Origin of the sequence: Streptomyces sp. NPDC016845 (assembly GCF_044332585.1) — a bacterium.
Classification (GTDB): domain Bacteria; phylum Actinomycetota; class Actinomycetes; order Streptomycetales; family Streptomycetaceae; genus Streptomyces.
This window is the reverse complement of record NZ_JBIRPI010000004.1, coordinates 11659-31686: the sequence shown is the minus strand read 5'-3', so window position 1 is coordinate 31686 and position 20028 is coordinate 11659. Positions and strand designations below refer to the sequence as shown.

Sequence of the window (20028 nt, the reverse complement as noted above, 5' to 3'; positions counted from 1 at the left end):
CCAGAGGTCGAAGCAAGATCCTCACGTCAACGTAACAGCGGTGTCTGACACGAGGCCGGGTATGCCGGCGACTGCCGACCTTCTCAGCAGAGAGGGTGTCACCATCACCCTCACCATCTGTCTCGCCGGCGAGGGCGTCCGCGCTGGAGAGTCGTGAGCGCTGACGTTTCGCTGCTACCACATGCCGTCAACGAACTCCTCGAGCATGATGGTCCATTCCGACTCCTCTTCGCTGAGGGGAAGGGCATCGAAGGCGTTGACCGCACCCTGGAACCGGGTGGCGAGCGCCTCGGTGTCGCCTCCCTGGTCGTATGCGTCCAGAAGCTTGCGCAGTTCCGTGAGGGTGAAGGCCAGTGACTCCACATCGCGGTGCAGAGGAGTGCTGTCGTCCTCCCCTTCGGCATAGCCGTGCACGGTGCCGGTGGCCGGGTCGACGGTGATCAGGGTGGAGCGCAGGTAGCCGAGCACCTGCCAGTGCCGGCGGTCAGCGGGGTACTCGAGTTCGTCGAGGTCGAAGAGGGGGCCCAGCTCCGTGGGGTCGACTTCGTTCTCCTCGATGCCGACATCGGCGCGGGCGCCGAAGAGGCTGTTGTGGGGAAGACCGACGCTGCTCAGGAAGTCGGCCGTCTCGGGCGTGAAGAGGGAGTGCGGAGGCCGGGGGAAGTAGACGACGCCGTCGAGTCCATGGACGCGTACGAGGTCCGCGCTGGTCACGGTGTGCCTCATCGGCGTTTCCTCCGTTTCTTCCCGTGCGCTTCCTGCAAGGCTTCTCGAAATTCCAGGTGCTCGTCGTTCTGGGTCTTCGGCTTGCTCTGATCGTAGGTGGCCGCGTGTGTGACTTCGAGGCTCGGGTTGTGGGGCAGGAAGAAGTGCCCGAGCCAGACATTGCATCTGGGGTTTTTCTGGCACGGCGAGCGTTCGGTGAACACCTCGCTGAGGTTCGCCTGCAGCCCGCGGTGGATCAATGGGCGGCCGATCATGCGCTCGGAGTGGCCGATCTTCGAGCTGCGGCCTGTGAGGATGGACTCGTAGCCGCTCTGCGGGTCGATGTACCGGCCGGCGGCGTAGTTCTGGCCGCCGTAGTGGTTGTGTGCCTTGCGGGCGAGCTGGGTGGCGTGGGCCAGGTCGCTGGTGTCAGGGTCGATCTTCTGGGAGGTGACGACACCTTTCGGTTCGCCCTTGCGTTGCACGCTTCGTTTCTCGGCCCTGGTCTGCGGGCGCCACACCGTCCCGTCGGGCTCCAGGAGGCTGACCAGGCGTATGCGGTCGTCCGCGTCCAAGCCCTTGGCTCCCTTGACCGGTATGGTGCCGTCCGGCATCAGCCGGTCGACGGTGCCGTCGTCGTTCAGTATGTACATCCGGACTTTCTTGCGGACCTTCTTCTTTTTCTTCTTCGCCCCCTCCTGCGCTGGGCCCTCAGCGGTGGAGGCGCCTGCGGTCCCGTCCGCCGTCGGCGGAGTGGACGTGGCGCCTCCGGACCGGCGGCTCCGGAGCCGCGCGATGCCCGATGCGAGGGCTTTGGTGCCCGCACCCGTCACGAAGCCGGTGCCCGCACTTTGCAGCGACGACGACCCCGCGGCCTCCATGATGACCAGCAGGGGGTTCTCGGCGGCCCACGTCCGGTCGTCCAGGATCGCGGACACGACACCCGACGGCAGGCCCTCGATCGCCTCGCCGAGGGCCTCCGCCAGGCCGGCCCCGGCGACCTCCCCGAGCCGGCCGGAGCGGGCTGTTCTGGTCATCGCCTGGATGGCCGACGCCTTGCCGAGGCGCTCCAGCGCCGGTCCGGCGAACTTGGCGCCGGCTGCGGCGATCACTGCTTCCGCCAAACCCTGCGCAAGGTCTGTCCCGGCTTGCTCACCGCCATAGGCGGCGCCCTTCATGCCCCGGTTGAGGGCGATGCTCGCTGCCGTGGTGGCGACCGCGCCGATCACGGCGCTCATGACGGCGGTGCTCGTGCCGAAGTAACCGGCGGCGGCTACGACCACCGCGGGGGCCGCGGCGCCCCCGGTGAAGACGATCGCCGCGGCAGAGGTGACGACCGTACCGATGGTCACGACGGTGTTGATGACGGCGTCTGTGACGGCGTCCTGCTGGGCCCGGCGATGTTCGATGGCCTTGGTGCCGTAGCCGGCCCAGCGTTCGAAGCGTGCCCGCGCCGCCTGAACGCGGTCGTCGGTCGCGCCGGGCTGGACGAGCAGAGCCTCGTACAGGTCGAAGGCGTGCTGAGCCGTGTCGACGGTCGCGATCAGGGCCCGGGTCTCCTCACCGGTCCAGTCGCCCAGTGGGCCGGTGCCGTGCTCGGTCTCCCATGCGCGGCGGGCCCGCAGATAGGCCATCACTTCCTGCGGCGTACCCGACCCGCATTCGAGCAACAGGAGCATGTCGGCCTCGTCGCGGTCGGACAGGTCCCAGGCGAGGTCTACTGCCAGGTGGCTCTTAGTGTTGAGGTGGTACTCCGCGACGATGGCCGCGAGTTCCTGCTTGGTCTTCCCCTGGAGAACCCGGCGGATGGTGTCCTCGTTGGTGCCGGCCCCGTAGATCGCGTACTGGAGCTCCTTGGCGTCGGACGGCTTGCCGCCGGTTTCGACGCGCTCAGCCGCCTCGGCCTGCGAGTTGCCCGCCAGATCCCAGGCGAGCATGAACTGGAACGCGCCCGTGAAACTGGCTGCGTCGTAGGCGGCCCGCAAGTCGGCCATGTTCTTCTTCGCGGCAGCGTGGACGGCGACGGACAGGCCCTGCTCGAGGTGGCGACGCGCCGCCTCACGCTGGTCGGGCGTCATGGCCGCCGTGCGCCGGGCGAAGTCCAGCCTCAAGTCGCGCTCGACCTCCTGCTCGGCGCGCTCGTGCTGCGCCCGCAGAACGGCGTTGATCTTGTCGTCGTCGGCCCAGAGGATCGACTCGTGCTCGATCTGCAGCTTCGCCGCGTCGATCGCGGTGCGGTCGACGGCCTGTTGAGCGAGGACGAGTCCGAGTTCACCGTCCTCGAGGTCGTTCTCGAACCGGGCTCCGAGTGCGGCTTCGCCGCCGCCGTAGTGAGCGCCGTACGCGGTCTGGACGGCAGCGGTCCGGCGCCTGATCTCCGCCTCGATCTCAGCGGTCGTCATGTGCCGGTCCGCGCCCTTCGCCTCGACCTCGTCCCGGATCTGGGTGTAGACCGCATTGATCGCGGGCAGCCGGGTGCCGGGCCCGCTCATCGCCTCGTCGAGCGCGATCGCGTCCGCTCTCGCGATGTCACCTGCCAGCAGCGCCTGGGCCTGGGCAAGGTCGTTGCCCCGCAGCTCCGAGCCGAGCTCCTTCAGCAGGCCGATGCCGTACGTCTTCTCGTAGGCAACGACGATCGCCTCACGCTGGGCGGGCGTGGCGGTGCGCAACGCCTGCGTGATGGTCGCCTCTTCGGTCCCCGGCCCCGCTACCGCGTCGGCGATCGTGGCGACCGCTCCGGCGATGGGGTCGCCGGAGAGCAGCTTGTCGGCCCGGTCCTGCTCGGACCCGGCGACGTCACTGTTGATGTCGTCGTCCATGTCCCGCTCGAAGATGGCGGTGTAGGCCTTGCGCACCGCGGCGATCTGCACGGGGGTCCGTCCACCGATGGCGCTGAAGAGCAGCGGTTCGTCGGTACCCGAGCCTTTCACCGCGCGGCGGATGTCCCAGGTCAGATGGCCCGCCTGGAACGCCGGGTTCTGCTGCCGTCCGAGCGCGTCGAGGTCCTCCCAGGCGAGATCCTTGATCGCCTGGGCCTCGATCCGCCGGGTGAGCTCGGGTACGCGGCGGGCACGGATCCTCGCGACGACTCCAGTGGCGACGGCACCGATCGAGTCCTGGCCGCCGGACGCCAGGTAAGCGACCACGACGGTCCGTTGCTCCTTGTTCAGCCGGGCCATCTCGCCGACCACCGCCTGCCGGTTGCCGGCGGCGATCTGCTCGTGCACCTCGCGCAGCATGTCGAGGTCGGCGGCGACCGTGTCGCGGGTCTCGGCGTCGCGCTGTGCCTCCCACGCCTCGGTGGTGGACCTGGACTGCACGAGCCAGTCGGAGACGAGGTCGAACAGCCGCTCCCACCAGCCACGTTCGCGGCACTCCTGACGGGCGGCCCAGTCGCGGACCTGATCGCGGCTGCTCGTGGCGACGACCCAAGCGGACGCGGTCAGCTTCCTCGTCTCCTCACCGGCTTCCCGGGTGAGGCGCGCGACGACCGCGTCGATCTCCAGGCTCTCCTGCTCGGCCCAGTCACGGGCCGCTCCAGACTCCGTACCGGTGCGCGCCCGGTCATACGCCTTGCGTTGATCGTCCAGCCGGCGCAGCTCGCCGGCCCGGATCTCGTACGCGGCGCGCAGCCGGGCGACGGCAGCCGCAGCGCGGTCGGTGACCCGCCGCAGATAGCGGTCGCGGGTGGCTTCGATACCGGTCGGGTCCGCACCGCCGGTGACCGCCTGCTGTTTGAGGCCGGCCTCCTCGTCGGCGGCGCTGCGGGCCGCGCCGATCCGCGCGCTCTGATCGGCGGAGCGACGGTGCACGTCACCCGTGGCGATGTCGGCCCGCAGACTCAGCTGGTCGGAGATCGCCTCGTCCTGCCGCAGGAGCTGTTCGCGGGCGGCGAGCATCTTCGCGTTGAGCGTGGTCTCCGCGATGCCCGCCGCCGCGGCTGTGCCCCGTAGCTCGATGTCGAGGTTCTCCTGCTCGAGGGCGCGAAGCTGTTGAGCGATCGGCTGTAGCGCGGCCACCTGTCGGCCGGGATCGAGCGTCGAGGTCGCGGCGGTGAGGAACTCCTGGACGTGCTCGGACGAGGACGCGAGGATCCGGGCGACCACGTCACCGACTTCGGCCGCGTCCACTGGCGGCAGCGGCTCCAGGGCGGCGACATCCCGGCTGGTCACCACTGTCGGAGGCAGCGGGCGGATGAAGCCGACGGACACAGGACCGACCGCGGCGATCCTGGCGTCGACGTCATCGGCGTCGGCACCGGTTGCGGGGATGCCGGTGAGCAGGGGGCTCGGGCCGAGTGCCGAGGGCTGGACGGTGACCGGGGTCGGCGAGGCGGGCTCGGCGGGTGCGGGGGAGGGAAGCGGCTTGGGCGGCGGGAACGTCTGGTCGGAAAGGCGAACGTGCCCGGTCGCTTCGACGGCGTGCACGGCGTGGTCGGCGTCGGTGGTGTCGAGGGTGGTGTCCTTGTCGCCGGCCTTGGGGACAGGTGGCATCTGCCGCCGGACCTGTTCGCTGTAGTCCGTCCGGGCGGCCGCTCGTCGCCGCTCCAGAGCCTGCGCTCGCTGGGCGAGTTGCTCGGGGGTGGCGGCGGGGGCATCCAGGTCCGAGGCTCTGACGGCGAGGGTGGCCGCATCGAAGTCGGCTGACCAGGCGACGAGTTCCGCGTCGCCCTCGGCCGCAGGCACAGGCGCGGGTGCGCCGGTACGGAGTTCGCCACGCGTCGGGGAGGGGCCGGGTACGCCAACGGCGGCCTTTGCCGGGGCGGGTTGAGGGGTTTCTGCCGAGGGCACCTCGGCCGTGGCCGTCGCGCCGGGTGCGCCGGCCTCCGGTGTGAGCGACGCACCAGGCGTGGCGTGGGCAACGGCGCGGGGCGGATACGAGGGGTCGGGCAAGGGGGCGGGAACGGAGCCGGGTACGTCGCTGGAAAGCAGGCTCGGAGGGGATGAGAAGTCCGGCGTGCCGGCGTCATCGGCCGGGTGCCGGCCGGGGTCGGCAGGCGCGGGTGGGATTTCGGGGGGCGAGGGCGGCATGCCACCGGGCGCCGCGATGCCTGTCTGCGCGGACAAGGCCGGCGGAGGCGGCTCGGGGGGCTGCATGGCCACCGACACCCCACCGTTGCCGAGACGTCGTTGCAGGTCCGCCGGTGTGCCAGTGGTGATCTGAGCGGGGCCTCGCCGTGCCTCACGCGACCGTGTGGCAGCGCGTGGCACGGGTTTGGGGCGAGCCGAGCCCATCAGGACGGCTACGCTTTGGCCGCGGACCCGGACGGGGACGAAACCGCGGACGCGCGCAGCGGGTTCACCCAAGCCCGGTCGTCGAGGTTCGGCTCCTGGTCCTCCTTGCAGTAGCCCCTTTCGTCCAGACCGACGCTGCCGAGCAGGATCCAGCACTTGCCGCCGTCGCATCCGTGGCAGTCGTCACGCTCCTCGGAGGCCCGGCAGACATCGCCGGGCAGCGCCTCCAGTTCGTCCTGGGTGACGGCCTTCACCATCACGTGCTCCCGGACCCGGCGGCAGTCGGAGTGCTCGTCCTCAGTGGCGCAGTCGCAGGGCTTCTCCTGCGAGGTGGCTCGCCGTAACAGGATGAAGACCTCGTCGGGTGGGGCCCCGTAGCCGCAGGCGTCCGGGGCCAGGTCGAGCTCGACCGGCCTGCACAGTTCCAGCGGATAGCCGTGGCAGTCGATGGCGATGCCCCGGTCGACGACGAGCACTGTGGCCGGCCGATCACCGGCGGGCTTCTTCAGCCGCAGATCCAGGCCGCAGACCACGCCGCAGCCGAAGTACGCCCGCAGTACGGTCTTGAGCAGCGAGGCCGCGTAGCGCTGAGCCGTGTCCAGATCCTCGGCGGTCACGACCATGCCGTCGCGGAACCGGACGCTGTCGGTGCCGGTCGGCCTCGTCCGCTCGGGGAGCGTGCCGCCGCGCTGGTGTTTCCTCATGTCCTTCTTCCGATCATCGGTGATAGGAGCGCCGAGGACTGACCTGGAACGCCGAGACGAAGTCGGCGCCGGGCCGGGCGGACCCGCGGCCGCGAGCGCCGACCGGCCGCGCGTCGAGCATCCGGTCGCATGCGTCGCGCAACAACTGGCCACGCATGGTCAGTTCGAAGTGCGACCCCTCGAACAGGTTGGACCGGCTGCCGGTCACCTCGGCCTGGAGCCAGTCGCGGGTGGGGCGCAGCCGTACCCCCCGGGCCAGCTTTCCGTCGCTGTCGAGCGGTTCGACGCCAGGGAGCCAGTCGCCGGGGTGGCGCTCCCATTCGGTGGGGACCCGGCGCGGCTCGCTGTAATCGACGTCCGGATGCGCGATGACGGCCGTCAGGAAGACGCTCGCCTCGTGCAGGGTCGCCACCTGCACCGGGCGGGTGAAGCGGATCTCGAAGCCTCGGGTCATCTGCTCGCGGAAGTCGTCCCAGGGCACCTTGCCGGACCAGCCCCGGTCGATCCAGTGCTGCCAGGAGATCTGCTCGACCCCGGGCCCAGCGATGTCGCAGTCCTTGGCCAGCTCGTACAGCAGGGGGTTGCGATAGACGAGCGGGCGCACCCGACAGGTTCCGTCCTGTACCGGGCAGAAGCCGTACCGCGGCCGGTGGCCCCGCTCGACCCGATGGCCGGCAGCACCGTGGTCGTGCTCGTCGGCGCGGCGGTTGGCGTGATCGCAGATCCGCAGGCAGGCGATCGGCACGCCGACCTCGGGGTCCGGGTCGTACACCCAGGTGTCGGCGGGGGCCGGTACCAGTCGGCCGGGCCGACGCCGAAGCCAGTCGACATCCTCACTGACCGGCACGGTGTCGTCGACGTCACCGGGCAGCGCGCCGGTCCGGCGGCACAGGTATGCGCTGTGGCTGACGCACCCGCCCAGCGGGTGCTCGGGGCAGCTCTGATCTGCGGCGACGCAGCCACGCCGCAGAGTGAAGACCACGCCTTCCGTATGCCACTGGGACTGTTCGGAGCAGGGCGAGCAGTCGTCGGTCGCCGGTGGCTGAGCGGCGTAATGCACGCTCAGCGTGTGGAAGCCCTCGTGATCCGGGTGACGTCCGGCGAGAGCGTCGAGATGAACGCGGCCGCCGGGCCAGTAGAGCATGCGGCCGTGCCGGTCCAGGGCCAGCCCGGCGGTCACCTCGAGGCAGTCGTGCAGGGGCAGACGGTTGTTGTCGCCGATGACCGGGCCGAGACCGATGACCGCGCCGTAGCCGTGGATTGCCTGATTGAGCAGGCGGCGCCGCCGCGTTTCGTCGTCGAGACCGGCGTTGAGCTGTTCGGCGGTCAGCGACTGCCGGGGTGTGAAGTGCGGCCGATGAGACCATGCGGTCTGGTCCACGGGACTACTCCTTTGCGCGAAGGGGCGGCGGTCAGTCAGGCCGGGGTCCGGCGTCGAGCCGGGCGCCGCGGTCGAGGACGGCGGCTCGCGGGGCGGGCACGGCCAGCGGCCAGCGGCCGAGCCGGGTGGTGGACCCGAGCCGTCGGTCGAGGTCGCTGTGCAGGCGCGGGCCGAACCCGGGGCCGTCGGTGGTGGGCAGCAGCCGGACCCGGCAGTGGGCGGGGACGAACGTGGGCAGCAGCCGGTCGATGAGCGACGCCAGTTCCGGCGCCTGACGCAGCTCGATGGTGAGGAGCGAAGCGTGCTGGGCGAGCAGCAGCCGGGGATCGGGGCAGCAGGGGCGCAGGGCGGCGGTGCCGGCGACCATCCGTCCGGCTCGGGCGGGCTCCGGCCGCTGGGCAAGGGCGACCGTGTCGTGACCCAGCCGCGCCGGTGACGCTCCGGCTGCCTCGGCGCGCGTGGGACCGAGGACCCAGCCGGCCGCGCTGTCGGCGGAGTCGTGCACCGTGGCGCGACCGTCGGTGACCAGGTCCAGCAGTAGCTGTAGCCCGTTGCGGGTGCCGCGCTGGGCGAGCAGGGTCCCGGCTTCGCTCAGCAGGGCGCGGCGGACCGGCGCGGGCAGATCGCCGAGCGGGGGGAAGCCCAGTTGGCTCAGCAGGTAGGCGGTCCAGTCATCGGCGGCGGTCAGCGGGTCGAGGCGGTCCGCCAGCGTCGCCAGCACCTCGTCGAGGCCGTCGAGGAGGACCTCGTAGGGCGCCAGGATCCGGCGCAGCTGCGGGGTCGATCGCGGGTTGTCGCGATACAGCGCCGGCAGGCTCTCCAGGTAGCCGGGCGTGGAGTGCCCGACACGCAGGCGGGTCAGGCTCGGCGGGGTGCGTCCCGGCGGCGTCCGCAGACGGATCCGCAGCCAGAGAGTGTCGTGTTCGACCTCGTCGAGCAGGGCGGCGAGGCGCTCTTCGGCGCCGTCCTCCGTGCCGGGGTAGAGGACGGGTCCTGGTTGCCACGGCAGTAGGCGCTCCAGGTCGGCGACGACGGTCGAGGCCATCGGCCTGTCGAGCAGCCGGCCGGCCCGCCGGACGATGACCGGGTCGTCGGTGGACGCCCAGCTCAGTTCCATCGCGGTCCCGGCGGGCAGGGTGACGTCGGCCTCGGCCCGGTTCCAACCGCCCGGTGGGCCGGGCGGAGCGAGCAGGGCGGGGGTGATGAAAGTGGAGTGCCGGTCGCCGGGGGTCGTGCCGTGCGGCACGATGCGGCCGATGCCCCGGCTGCAGGCGAGCACCAGCGTCGAGGTGAGCGCCTGCGGTCGGCCCAGCGAGGCCGGGAGCCGCAGTTGCTGGTGGTCGTCGATCTCGCCGTCGGTCAGGCTGATCGCCTGGTGGACGACGGTTCCGGCCGGATCGAGGCGGGTCACCAGATGGATGTGGTCGTCGGCGGCGAGCAGGGTGGGCCGCTCCTTGTGCACCGGGTCGAGGGCGAGGCGGGTCACGGTGTCCGCGCGGGGGTCGACGATGAGAGCGGTGACGGTTTCGAGGGGGTCGATCAGTATGAGCCGGGTCCGGTCGCCGTTCGCGGCGAGGCGTAGGTTCCGGCTGGTGGCGTCGATGTCGATCGGGTTGCGGCAGGGGCGGCCCCACCGGTCCAGGTGGCGCAGCTGCCAGTGGCCCGCGGCGTCGGTGGCGGTGAGCCACAGGTCGTCGTCGACGGCTGTGATGTCGGAGATCCACCAGTCGTCGTCCACGGCCGCCGGGCTGAGCCGCTGGAGGGTGACGCTGTCGTAGCGGTCGAGGCGCGACCCGGCGAGGACCCATAGGACGGTGCGGCCGGCGGTGAACCGGCGGGGCGGGCGGCGGCCGGGCAGGGTGCCGCGGTCGATCAACGCCCACGGCGTCCGGTGGATCAGCTCGCGGGTGTGCGGCCGCAGCCAGAGTTCGCCGTGGGTGGTGGCGGCGGGCAGGACGCCGGTGTCGGCGGTGCCGGCCCCGGGCAGCGGTGCGACAGCCAGTGGTGCCGGGACCTGGAGCCGGTTGTCGCGCACGGTGAGGCTGTGCCGGGCGCCGGCGGCCCACTGCGCGGTCGTGTGGAAGTCGACGAGCATGGCCTCAGCCCCCGCCCGGCTCGACGGTTATCTGGATGGCGGCGGCGGTGATCACACCGTCACGGGGCGTCGGCACCGGGGCGTCGCCGGCAGCCGTACCAGCGGGCGCGAGGCGGGTCAGCGGGATGTCGGCGACTCCGGGGACGCCGGCCGCGACGGTGGTGACCTCGATGGCGGTCAGCTCCCGGCCGAGCGGTCGTTCGTCCGGAGACAGCCGCGCGCGCAGGGCTTGTTCGACGGCTGTACGGACTGTCGCGCCGGCCGCGCCCGGCTGCGGGACGATGGTCAGCCACAGGTCCGCCGGGATCTGGATGGGCTGCTGGACCAGGAGGCGTTCGCCGAGCAGCCGCCGAGGAGCCAGCCGGGCCCTGATCTCGGCGAGATGGCGGCCGGGGTGCGGTGCCGGCGCTGCCCGCTCGCTGTGGTGGGGTACGACGACGAGGGCCCGCACGCCATCGACGCGGATCCCGGGAAGCCGCGGGTCGTGTCCGGCGAGGACCTCGGCCCGGCGTACGGCCATGCCGGGCAAGGTGAGCGCGGCTTTGATGAGCTCGTCGTCGGTGAGCAGGGCGGTGCGGTGGGCGGCTGCGGCGCGAGCGGCGCGGGCGGTCTCGTCGAGGGCGGTGACGTCTTGCCCTCCGGTGAGGGCGTGCCGGTTGCGGGCGAACCGGGTGCCGTCCGCGTCGAGGGCCGGTACCGACCAGATCAGGCCGGGGCGCAGATTTCCGGCCGGTCCGGCGGTGAGGGCGAGTTCGGTGTGGCTGATCTGTGCGCCGGCGGCGGGCCGGCGGCCGTTGATCCCGTTGCCGAACAGGATCGAGCCCGGCCGCACCACGTAATGGGGGTCGGTGGGCCCGGACCGGGAGAGGTCGGTGGTCTGCGCCCAGCGTTCGCCGTCGATGTCGATCTCCAGGGCGGGGCCGTCCGCCCGGCCGCGCGGGAAGACGAGTCCGGTGGTGTCGAACGCGATCCGCTGGTCCGGCAGCCCGGTCCCGCGCTCCTCGAAGGGCGCTTCGTCCAGACGAGCGCGTTGTGCCACCGGCAGGACGTTGATCTGGACCTCGCGGAGCTGAGGGGGGACCGGGAAGAAGCCTTGGGCGAGGGAGAGCTGTAGTCGGCTGCCGCCCGCCGCGGGCTGCCGGGGGATCGCCAGGACGACCACGCCGGTGCGGGAGAGGCCGGTGGTGCCGTCGTGCAGCACACGAACCTGTGTCCAGTCGGATGCGCCGGTGCGGTAGGAGTAGCGCACCGGGCCCCATGGCCGGTCCGTGCTGTCCGGGGGCGCGCCGGGCGGCGGGAGGAGGTCGATGCCGAGCGCGACCGGTGTCTCCTCGTCCGCCGCGTGGAGCGGACCATCGAGGAGCAACTGCAGGGCGGGGCCGAGCACAAGGGCGCCGTCGGCGGAGCCGGGGGCCGGCAGCGCCACCTCGCCCCCGGCGGTGGTGAGGATGGCGCCGGTGATGGTGGCCGGTGGCAGGAAAAGGGTGTGTTCGAGGGAGAAGGCCAGTTCGGGCTGGGCCTGGCAGGTGACCGTGGTGCCGGCCGAGAGCCGACGTCCGGCGGTGATCGGGCGGATGGGCCAGAGCAGACCGCGGGCGGGCGCCGGAGCGCCGGACCGTTGACCCAGCAGGGCGGCGAAGGCACGGCGGTGGCGTCCGCCGACGAAGCCGGTGCGGTAGACCTGCTGGTCGACGATCCAGGCGAGCAGGTCGACCAGGGTCATACCGGGGTCGTGCAGGTTGTGGTCGGTCCATATGGGGGCATAGCGGGGGATCACCGCGCGGGCCTGCTCAAGGAGCTGGTCGAACTCGATGTCGTCGAGAGCGGGTACGAAGGCGCTGACGGGGTCGGTCATGGGGGGCCCTCCGTGGCGGTCACGACGACTGTGATGGCGGCCGCCTCGGTGCAGATCAGCGCGGCGGGGGGCAGAGGGCCCGCGGGGGTGACAGTGACCTCACGGACCCGGTCCAGGCCGGGAACCGCGGTGAGGGTGCGCAGCAGGTCGCCGCGGTTCGGACGACGGCCGAACGGCCAGCCTTCGCCGGTCGGCCCGCCGTTGATCGCGTCGAGGAAGGTGAGCAGGGCTTGCCGGGCGTTCTGCTGGACCTCGGCGAGACGGTCGCGGGGGGCGGTCAGCCGGGCCGTGACGAAGGTGCGGGCCCAGGCGGGTCCGGTGACCCGTAGCGATGCCTCGGTGAGGCCGCCCCAGCCCGCGTCGCGGACAGCGGCCGCGACGGCGTCGCGCTGGGCGAGGGTGGGGGAGGGGCAGCGGTCGCGTCCGCGGACCGCGATGGCGACCCGGACCGGGTCACCGGGGCGGGCCGGGGGAGTGCAGCGGGCACGGACGATGTCGGAGGATGAGGAGACGGCCACGGCCTCGACGTCGGCGCTGGTCAGCGCACGTCCGGCGTGCCGGAGCCGGTGCGGGGCAGTGGCGAGCAGCGACCCAGCGGCGGGCACGCTGAACCCGCCGGCGGTGTCGACGGGCAGGGCGACCGTCTCGACGCCTTCGACGGCGGAGATCAACCGGGCCGGCGACCACGCGTCGAGGTTGCCCTCGGGGCCGCCGCCTTGCCGGTAGCGGAAGCAGCGGATGTTGTCGCGTCCGGCCGGGGGGATCCTGCCGGTCCGGCCGTCGCCGAAGCGCAACTGTCCGGTGGCAGGGTCGAGCAGGTACACGCGGGCGTCGCCGTGGTGGCCGGTGAGAGTGTCCACCCGCTGCCACCGTACCCAGGAGCCCGGGAAGCGTTCCGGGTCGGTGCTGACGAGCGGTTCGCCGTCTTGTTGTTGTCCTGGTTGTTGTCGCGCACGTCGCTGTCGGAGCTGGGTGAGTTCCTCGTCGCTGAGTTCCTCGCGGATGCGCAGTTCGACGCTGTCCGGCAGCACGTGCGGCTCGGCCAGCCGCAAGGTGAGAGCCGGTTCGCCCGGGCTGGAGCCGACGATCTCGTTCGGCATGGTGCGGGCGTGGGTGATTCCGGTGGCGTTCAGCAGCAGGCGGTGCACCACCGGAGCCCAGGTCGTGGCGGTGCCGGCCGGACGCAGGCGGAGCCAGACACGGTCCTGGCCGAAGAGGTGGGCCGGGGCGGGGTCGGCGTCGAAGGTGATGGTGATCAGGCCGCGGCGGCGCAGAGCTCTGGTCCGGTCGTCCACGGGGAGCGATCGCCAGCTGTCGGGGGTCCGCAGATCGGCCAGCAGTGCGGTGTCGCCGTCCTGGTCGTCGGCGTCGGCGAACAGGGTGACCGGGCCGACGCCGGGCGCGGCGGTGAGTCCGGCGAACAAGGCTCGGCCGTCGGTGAGCGCGGACGACCCTTGGAAAAGGTCGAAGCGGGCGGCGGCGGTGGCCGCGGCGGCGGTCTCGTCGCGGACGTCGAGGTTGTTCTCCACCAGGACGGTCTCCGGCGGGATCCGGTCGGAAAGGACGAAGGCGGCCTCGACGGCCAGGATTTCCGGGGGGTGCAGGTCGGTGGTGTCGGTGGTGACGGTCTGCGTCCGGGTGTTCTTGTCGAGAAGGGTCTCCTGGACGACGTACTTGGGCCGGCCGTAGTCGCCGCCGATGAGGCGGGCCCGGATCCAGTGGTCCTGTCGGCCGCCGATCTCGGTGGTCCGCAGTTCTCCGGGCACGACGAACTCGATGTCGCCGCTCGTGGAGAGGTGCTGGGTGTGGTCGACGAAGCCGTCGTCCAGAACGCGCCAGCCGTGGCCGTCGAAGAATTCCCAGGAAAGTTCCGGGTTCTCGTACCCACGGGCGAACGCGTCCACGGTCCAGGCGGGTTGTCCTGGTGTGCCGAGCACGACGACGCGGCCCTGCCGCGGTGGCGCGGTGCCCCAGCCGTTGCCGAGCTGGGCCCAGACCGTGTTGCCCCTGCTTTGCCGGCTGCGGATCGTCGGGGCGTGCGGTACGACGGGAGCGCCGAAGTCGAGGGTGGTGGGCAGCCCGCCTCGGGGGCCGGTGTCGAGTTCGACCAGCGTGCGCAGGTCGGCTCCGGTGATCTCGCGCTGTTGCAGCTGTACGGCCGGCGAGTAGGGGGGCGCCGCGTCGTTGCCGGTCACCCCGGCCGAGAGCCGGGCGACGCGCCCGGCCAGCACCTCGATGACTCGGTAGCTCGTGTTACCGATGATCAGCCGCTGGCCCTTGCGGGTGGTTCCGGTGTCCTCGGCGTCCAGGCGCAGCCGGGTCCGGTCGTCGGTGTCGGCGAAGCCGCCGGTGAAGGGCGGGGCGGTGGGCCGTGCCAGGCGCAGCAGACGTACGGTCATCTGGGCCGCGAGGGGCCGGTCCACCTGGTAGACGCGGACGTCGGCCTCCTTGATGCGACAGGTGAGACGAGCCATGACGGACGCGGCCGGGTCGTCCGGTATCGCGGTCAGTTCCGCGTGGTGAGCCACCCGCTCCCGGTCGAGCGTGATGCTGTCGTGCAGGGTGTAGTCGGCCAGGGGGACCTTGATCGGGGTGCGCATCAGGCGTTCGCCGCTGCCCGGGATGATCAGTTCGGTGGTCCGGCCGTCGCCGAGCAGCAGCGGGTTGCCGGTGACGTCGACGTCGGCCAGCGGGACGGGTACAGAGCGGTCCGCGCCGAGCCAGAGGAGCGCCTCGGCACGGTCCGGGGACAGCCCGGCGGTGATCGGCTGCCCGCCGATGCCCAGTGGCGCGGCGGGGTTGCTGTGCAGCCCGGAACCGGCCCGCAGCAGGATCTCTGTCGGATGGTGTTCGCAGACGGCTCCGTCGTGGCTCAGCCCGTGCAGACGGAGTTCCTCCCCGTAGCGCGCGGCGTAGGCGACCCAGAGGCGGGTCTGGCCGTCGACCGAGTAGCGGGTGGCGGCCGGGTGTACGTCGTGGGCGGCGGCAGCACCGGAGCCGCCGAGATTGGTCCAGGCGAGGTCGAGTGGGGCGTGTGCCGGGGAGAGGCCGAGCCAGAGACCGCCGCCGCTGTCGATCGCCGTCACCTCGAGGCCGGCGTCGGGCGGGGTGCGTGGCCAGCCGTTGTCCTGCACAGGCGCCAGTCGCCAGTTCCCGGTGAAATCGGGTGCGGCGTCCAGGGCGTGCCATCCGCCGACCGCCCGGCCCAGATCGTCGACTGCCAGGGCGTGCAGCCTGTCCTGCGCGATGTCGAGCAGCACCGCTCCGGGTTGACTGGGCACGACCACCGGGCGGGGTGCGGCGCCGTTCAGCGTCGGCAGCTTCTGCCAGCCACTCGTGTCGACGGCGGCCGGTGCCACGGCCGTGGGCCGCTGGACGCGGGCGGCCCAGAGACCGCCGAGACGGTCGCGGACCACCACGAGGTCGACGTTTCGCCCGGCCAGGCCGACGCCGGCCGGGGGCCCGCCGAGCAGCAGTTGCCGACCATCGCCGACGGTACTCAGCCGCTGCCAGTGGAAGGTGCCGACGGGGTCGCGGTGGAGCAGGTGCAGGTAACCGTTCCGGCCGGCACCGTACCCACTGTCGTCGGGTGTGCCGGTGGTGATGTCGAAGCTGGTCAGCGACGCATCGGCCAGGGTGATGGCCAGGGTGGCCCGGGCACCCCGTTTGGACAGTGCCTCGGGTGCGGCCAGGGCGAACTCGTCGAAGCGCAGTGGTTCTGGGCCGAAGGGGTAGAACCGTCGGGTGGTGGAGAGCGGGGTCCCGTTGTGGGCGGCTCTGGTGATGGACCGGCTGACCTGCTCGGGCTCGGCCGACGGCGGTGCGGTGGCGGAGGCGACGCCGAGGCTCAAGCGAGAGGCGCTGGTCGCGTCGGTGACAGCTCCGGTCAAGGAGGCTCGCAGCCAGCGGCTGCGGCGGCCGGCGACCTCGGTCTCGTCGACGGTGCCGGGCCAGCTCTTGGCGAGAGCGAGTTCGCCGGCGTCGGCGCCGATCAGATCGAGGTCGTGCCAGGCCGGGTCGGTTTGGTTCTCGGCGGTGCCGAACACCGCCCAGGTCAGGTCGAGTCCGGCGAGGCGGCGGGCCAGGCTGCCTGGGGCGAGTCGTACCGTGACAGTGGCGGGCTGCTCGAGTTTGAGCAGTTCCGTGTGGCCGAGATAGAAGGCGTGCCGTTGCCGGTCGCGCAGGGTGAACGACTCCAAGGCGTCGGCCCGGGAGGCCGTGGTCCCGGCAGCGGCGGCGGCCGGCAGCGGGTCGTCCAGGATCACCAGCCCGTTGCCGTCGGTGGTGGCGATCCGATGGATCTGGCCACCGATGCGCAGCAGGTCGCCGGTGGCCAGGCCGGCGGCGGGGCTGAGCTGCACGGTGGTGCTGTGTTCGGCGGCGAACGTGACGAGGCTGTAGTCCTGGGGGCGTATGGGGGATGGCTGGGCGGTGGCGACCAGTGCCGGGCCGGGTTCGATGCGGTCGGTGGCGGGGTCGAGGGTGAGCAGTGTGTCGATCTGTCCGGGCACCACGCGCAGCCCGTGGACGGTTTCGAAGGTGATGTCGTTGCCGGCACTGATCTGGGTGCGTGCCTCGGCGAACACGGCACGGGGGTGGTTGGCGGCGAGCGCCAGCACCAGCATGCCGGTGGCGGCACGTGGCGGAGCCGGAGCCAGGCCGAGGAAGTCGAAGAAGGCCAGGACGTCGCGTTCGGCGGTCCGGTCCAGGCGTCGAGTGGTCTGCTCGGCGAGCCGGGCGGCGATCTCCAGCAGGGCGGTGCCGAAGTCGTCCCGGCCGCCGCTCGGCGTCCAGCCGGGGGTGAGCGCCGGCGCGAGCCGGCGCAGGTAGTCGCGCAGCGCCGCCACCCGCCGCCGGTCGGTGGCCGGATGGGCGTCGTCGAGGGGGAGGTCGTCAGCGGTCACCGGCTTGCCGATTCCTGGAAGTAGAAGGGGTAGACGACGTTGCCGGGCTGGTTGGTGGCCCGGACCTCGTAGTGGACGTGGACCTCGAGGTGACCGAGGTCGAGCCGGCCGGTGTCGACGCGGACGTCCCGCACGTCGACGCGGGCCTCGTGGTCGCGTAGAGCTTCGCGGACGGTGGCCGTGATCTCGGCGATCCGCTGGGTGGTGATGGCGGCGAACACCAGGTCGTGGATGCCGCAGCCGAAGCCGGGGCGCATGACCCGTTCACCCTTGGCGGTGCTGAGGATGATCAGGATGGACTCTTTGATGTCCTGCTCGTAGGTGGCGCGCGCGATCAGGCCGGTGCCGGGTTCGAGGGTGACCGGGAAGGCCCAGCCGACCCCTAGGAACTCGCGGCCCAGTCCTGCTTCGTCGCCGGCCATGGTCAGCCGATCAGCACGGTCGGTTCACCGGCCGCGATCGCGTTGGGCGGACCGATCTCGATGACATGGTCGCCGAGCCGGGCGGCCGGCAACCCGCCGATCAGCACGGTGGTGCTGCCCATCGCGATGACTCCTCCGACGTGTGGTTTCGGTCCGTCGGAGAGCGGACAAATGTGGGTGTCGCCGCCGGAGCGCCAGGCGGGCCGGCCACCGATCAGCACGGTGGGGCAGCCCGGTCCCGGGCTGAGCGGGGTGCCGTGGCTGGTGGTGTCGGTGACGCGGGCCGCCGGTTTTCCCATGACCGTCCCCCTAGTTGATCTTGACGAGTGTGCCGTTGATCGTCAGCGTTCCGGATGACTTGACGGTCATCGCGGCGGTGGCTTCGATGGAGACGCTGGCTGCCCGGAGGGTGAGTTGCTGAGCGGCCTTGATCTCGATCGTGCCGGACGAGGCGGTCAACGTGATGACGTCACTGCTGCCGTCGTCGATGGTGATCTTCTGCTGGTCGAGCAGGATCCGTTTGCCGTCGGCGAGGCCGACCTCGACTTCGGGTTCGGCCTTGTCGTCGTTGAAGCGGACAGTGTGCCCGGACCTGCTTTTGATCATCCGGGTGTTGTTCTGCCCGTCGCTGTTGTTCTGCGGTGGGAGCTGTTTGTTGTTCCACAGCATGCCGAGGACGTAGAGGTGTGAGGGGTCGCCGTTCTCGGCGGCGACCAGTACCTCGTCGCCGACCTCGGGGACGAAGTAACTGCCGCGCCCGCTGCCGGCCATCGGCATGGCGGCTCGCGCCCAGAAGCTGGTGCCGCTGCCGGCGTGCCAGGGCAGCCGCACACGGACGCGGGCCAGGTTGTCCGGGTCCTTGTTGTCGGTGACCTCGCCGACGGCCAGCCCGGCGAGGAACCCGTCGGACTCGCGCTCGGACTCGGCTGGATGGCGCCACAGTTCGTTCATCACACCGTCGTCTCCTGAATCTTGAAAAGGGTGCGGTAGCCCCCGCCGTCGATTCGGTGGGTGGCCTCACCGAGGTAGTAGGTCTTGCTGAACGCCGGACCCAGCCCGGCGATCGTGACGTTGGTGTCCGGCAGCAGCTCGGGCAGTCCGACCGACTCGCCGCCGCCGGTGAGGAAGGTCTGCGCCCGTTCCTCGAGGATGGCCTTGGCGCGGGCATCGGCCTCCGACTGAGTACGCACCGCGGCGCGCGAGTTCAGTACAGCGTCCTTGCCGAAGGCGGTGACGATGCGTTCGCCGCCGCTTCGCGCCCGGGTGTCGCGGCCACTCTCCTGGCCGCGCCGGGCCTTGCCGACGATCGCCGCGCCGGTGGTCACCGACCGGCCGTGCACGCGTACCTCGGAGACCTGCCGGGTCAGGGACACCTCGGGACTGAAGCCGAGCAGGCCCCGGCCCCATTCGAGCTCCACCACGTCGGCGAGGTCGTTGCGGCGCGGACCGAAGTACAGGGTGCGGTCACGTTCGTAGAACGTCACGCCGTTGCGTTCGGCGAGCTTGAGGATGAACGCCATCTCGCTCTCGTTGTTCTGGTCGATGCACGCCATGACCGGGGTGGTGGTCCGGACATCGGCGCGGATACCGGCGGCACCGGCCAGATCTCGCACCGCGGTGCTGTCCGGCTTGTCCTCCCAATGGCGACTGGCCTTGCCGACGGTCAGCGGATAGAGGCCGTCGTAGCCGCTGATCGTCAGCTCAGGGGTGCCGCCGGCTCCGAAGTCGGTGGTGATCTCGGTGAGCAGTCCGGTCAGCATCGGTCGCAGGTCGCCGCGGTCGCCGTAGCCCATCGAGATCTCCACGGTGCTGCCGAACCGGAACAGTTCGAGCAGGTCCACGCGTCGCCGGCGGCGGGTGGCCAGGAATTGACGGGCTTCCCAGTCGAAGGCGTTCGTCACGGTGAAGGTGAAGTGGCCGGCCGCCTTCTCCCTGAGGTCGACGCTCACCGTCGAGACCGCCAGGAACAGGTCCCGCAGCACGTCCTCGCCGCCGATCCGGATGGCGAACGCCGGCACGTAGAAGCCGTCGTGCCGCTCGTCAAGCTGCTCAAGTCGCATCGTCCACCTCCCGCCGCCGTTCGTCGTCGAGCGGTGGCAGCACCAGCACCCGTCCCGGTTCGATGCGCCGGGGGTCGTCGATGTCGTTGGCCCGGGCGATCACCCTCCAGAACCGGGGTTCGCCGTACTCTCTGGCGGCCAGCAGCCAGATGCTGTCGTGGGACTCGAGGACCCGCCGCTTGGTCCGGTCCGCCGAGTTGCGGCGTGGCTCCCGCAACTGTTCGGTGATCGGCCTGTACTGCTTGAAGGTGACCGTGAGGGTGGCGCGGACCGGGGTGCCGTCGGAGCGGAACATGGTGAACCGCTGACTGATGCGTTCGACGACGGCGGTGAACTGGAAGACCCCCCAGTGGAACTTCACCTGAGGCGGGGCGTGCAACGTCCCGTCGATGGAGAGCAGGGCGGTCAGTGGTTCGGTCGCGTCGAGGACGTTGCGGCCGCCACCGTCGGTCCACGTGTCGAAGAACAGATCCATCGACAAGACCTGGGTGTTTCCGTTGATGAACTGCAGGATCGGGTTGGACAGGCCGGGCGCCGCGATCTCGGTGAACGAAGCCGAGTATTCGACGTTGTACTCGGAGGGGTTGAACAGCACGGGGATCTCGGTGCCGGCGCCGCGCCCGTTCAGCGGGGTCACTGTCGCTTTCGCCAGTTCCTGAGCCATCTGC

General features: G+C 71.4%; 12 protein-coding genes. All 12 read right to left on the bottom strand.

Annotated features, from left to right (window positions below):
* Positions 1–174: 174 nt before the first annotated feature.
* On the bottom strand, positions 175–726 hold the full coding sequence (locus ACH4RC_RS13315) for an SUKH-4 family immunity protein (RefSeq protein ID WP_398199297.1): 552 nt from the start codon (positions 724–726) through the stop codon (positions 175–177).
* A complete protein-coding gene (locus ACH4RC_RS13310; protein WP_398199294.1) occupies positions 723–5390 on the bottom strand; it encodes a nucleic acid/nucleotide deaminase domain-containing protein in 4668 nt (1555 codons plus the stop codon). The genes ACH4RC_RS13315 and ACH4RC_RS13310 overlap by 4 nt, the downstream gene beginning before the upstream one ends.
* Before the next feature lie 557 nt (positions 5391–5947).
* The gene (locus tag ACH4RC_RS13305; protein ID WP_398199291.1) at positions 5948–6643 is read right to left on the bottom strand and encodes a hypothetical protein; all 696 of its coding nucleotides are present in this window, start codon (positions 6641–6643) and stop codon (positions 5948–5950) included.
* 13 nt (positions 6644–6656) lie between these two features.
* Positions 6657–8024 (bottom strand): hypothetical protein, encoded by a 1368-nt coding sequence (locus ACH4RC_RS13300; RefSeq protein ID WP_398199288.1) that lies wholly within the window; start codon positions 8022–8024, stop codon positions 6657–6659.
* Positions 8025–8055: 31 nt separating this feature from the next.
* Positions 8056–10119 carry a hypothetical protein gene (locus ACH4RC_RS13295; protein ID WP_398199285.1) on the bottom strand — a complete coding sequence of 688 codons (2064 nt, stop codon included), beginning with the start codon at positions 10117–10119 and terminating at the stop codon, positions 8056–8058.
* A 4-nt stretch (positions 10120–10123) separates the two neighbouring features.
* Positions 10124–11974, bottom strand: coding sequence for a hypothetical protein (locus ACH4RC_RS13290; protein WP_398199283.1), 1851 nt, complete (start codon positions 11972–11974; stop codon positions 10124–10126).
* A complete protein-coding gene (locus ACH4RC_RS13285) occupies positions 11971–16878 on the bottom strand; it encodes a baseplate J/gp47 family protein (protein WP_398199280.1) in 4908 nt (1635 codons plus the stop codon). Before ACH4RC_RS13285 ends, ACH4RC_RS13290 begins: the two co-directional genes overlap by 4 nt.
* Positions 16875–17300, bottom strand: coding sequence for a GPW/gp25 family protein (locus ACH4RC_RS13280; RefSeq protein ID WP_398199278.1), 426 nt, complete (start codon positions 17298–17300; stop codon positions 16875–16877). Before ACH4RC_RS13280 ends, ACH4RC_RS13285 begins: the two co-directional genes overlap by 4 nt.
* 2 nt (positions 17301–17302) lie before the next feature.
* Complete coding sequence (locus tag ACH4RC_RS13275; protein ID WP_398199276.1) at positions 17303–17599, bottom strand: PAAR domain-containing protein; 297 nt, start codon at positions 17597–17599, stop codon at positions 17303–17305.
* A 10-nt stretch (positions 17600–17609) separates the two neighbouring features.
* Positions 17610–18251, bottom strand: coding sequence for a phage baseplate assembly protein V (locus tag ACH4RC_RS13270; protein ID WP_398200471.1), 642 nt, complete (start codon positions 18249–18251; stop codon positions 17610–17612).
* On the bottom strand, positions 18251–19360 hold the full coding sequence (locus ACH4RC_RS13265; protein WP_398199274.1) for a phage late control D family protein: 1110 nt from the start codon (positions 19358–19360) through the stop codon (positions 18251–18253). The genes ACH4RC_RS13270 and ACH4RC_RS13265 overlap by 1 nt, the downstream gene beginning before the upstream one ends.
* Positions 19350–20024 (bottom strand): peptigoglycan-binding protein LysM, encoded by a 675-nt coding sequence (locus tag ACH4RC_RS13260; protein WP_398199271.1) that lies wholly within the window; start codon positions 20022–20024, stop codon positions 19350–19352. Before ACH4RC_RS13260 ends, ACH4RC_RS13265 begins: the two co-directional genes overlap by 11 nt.
* Positions 20025–20028 lie beyond the last annotated feature (4 nt).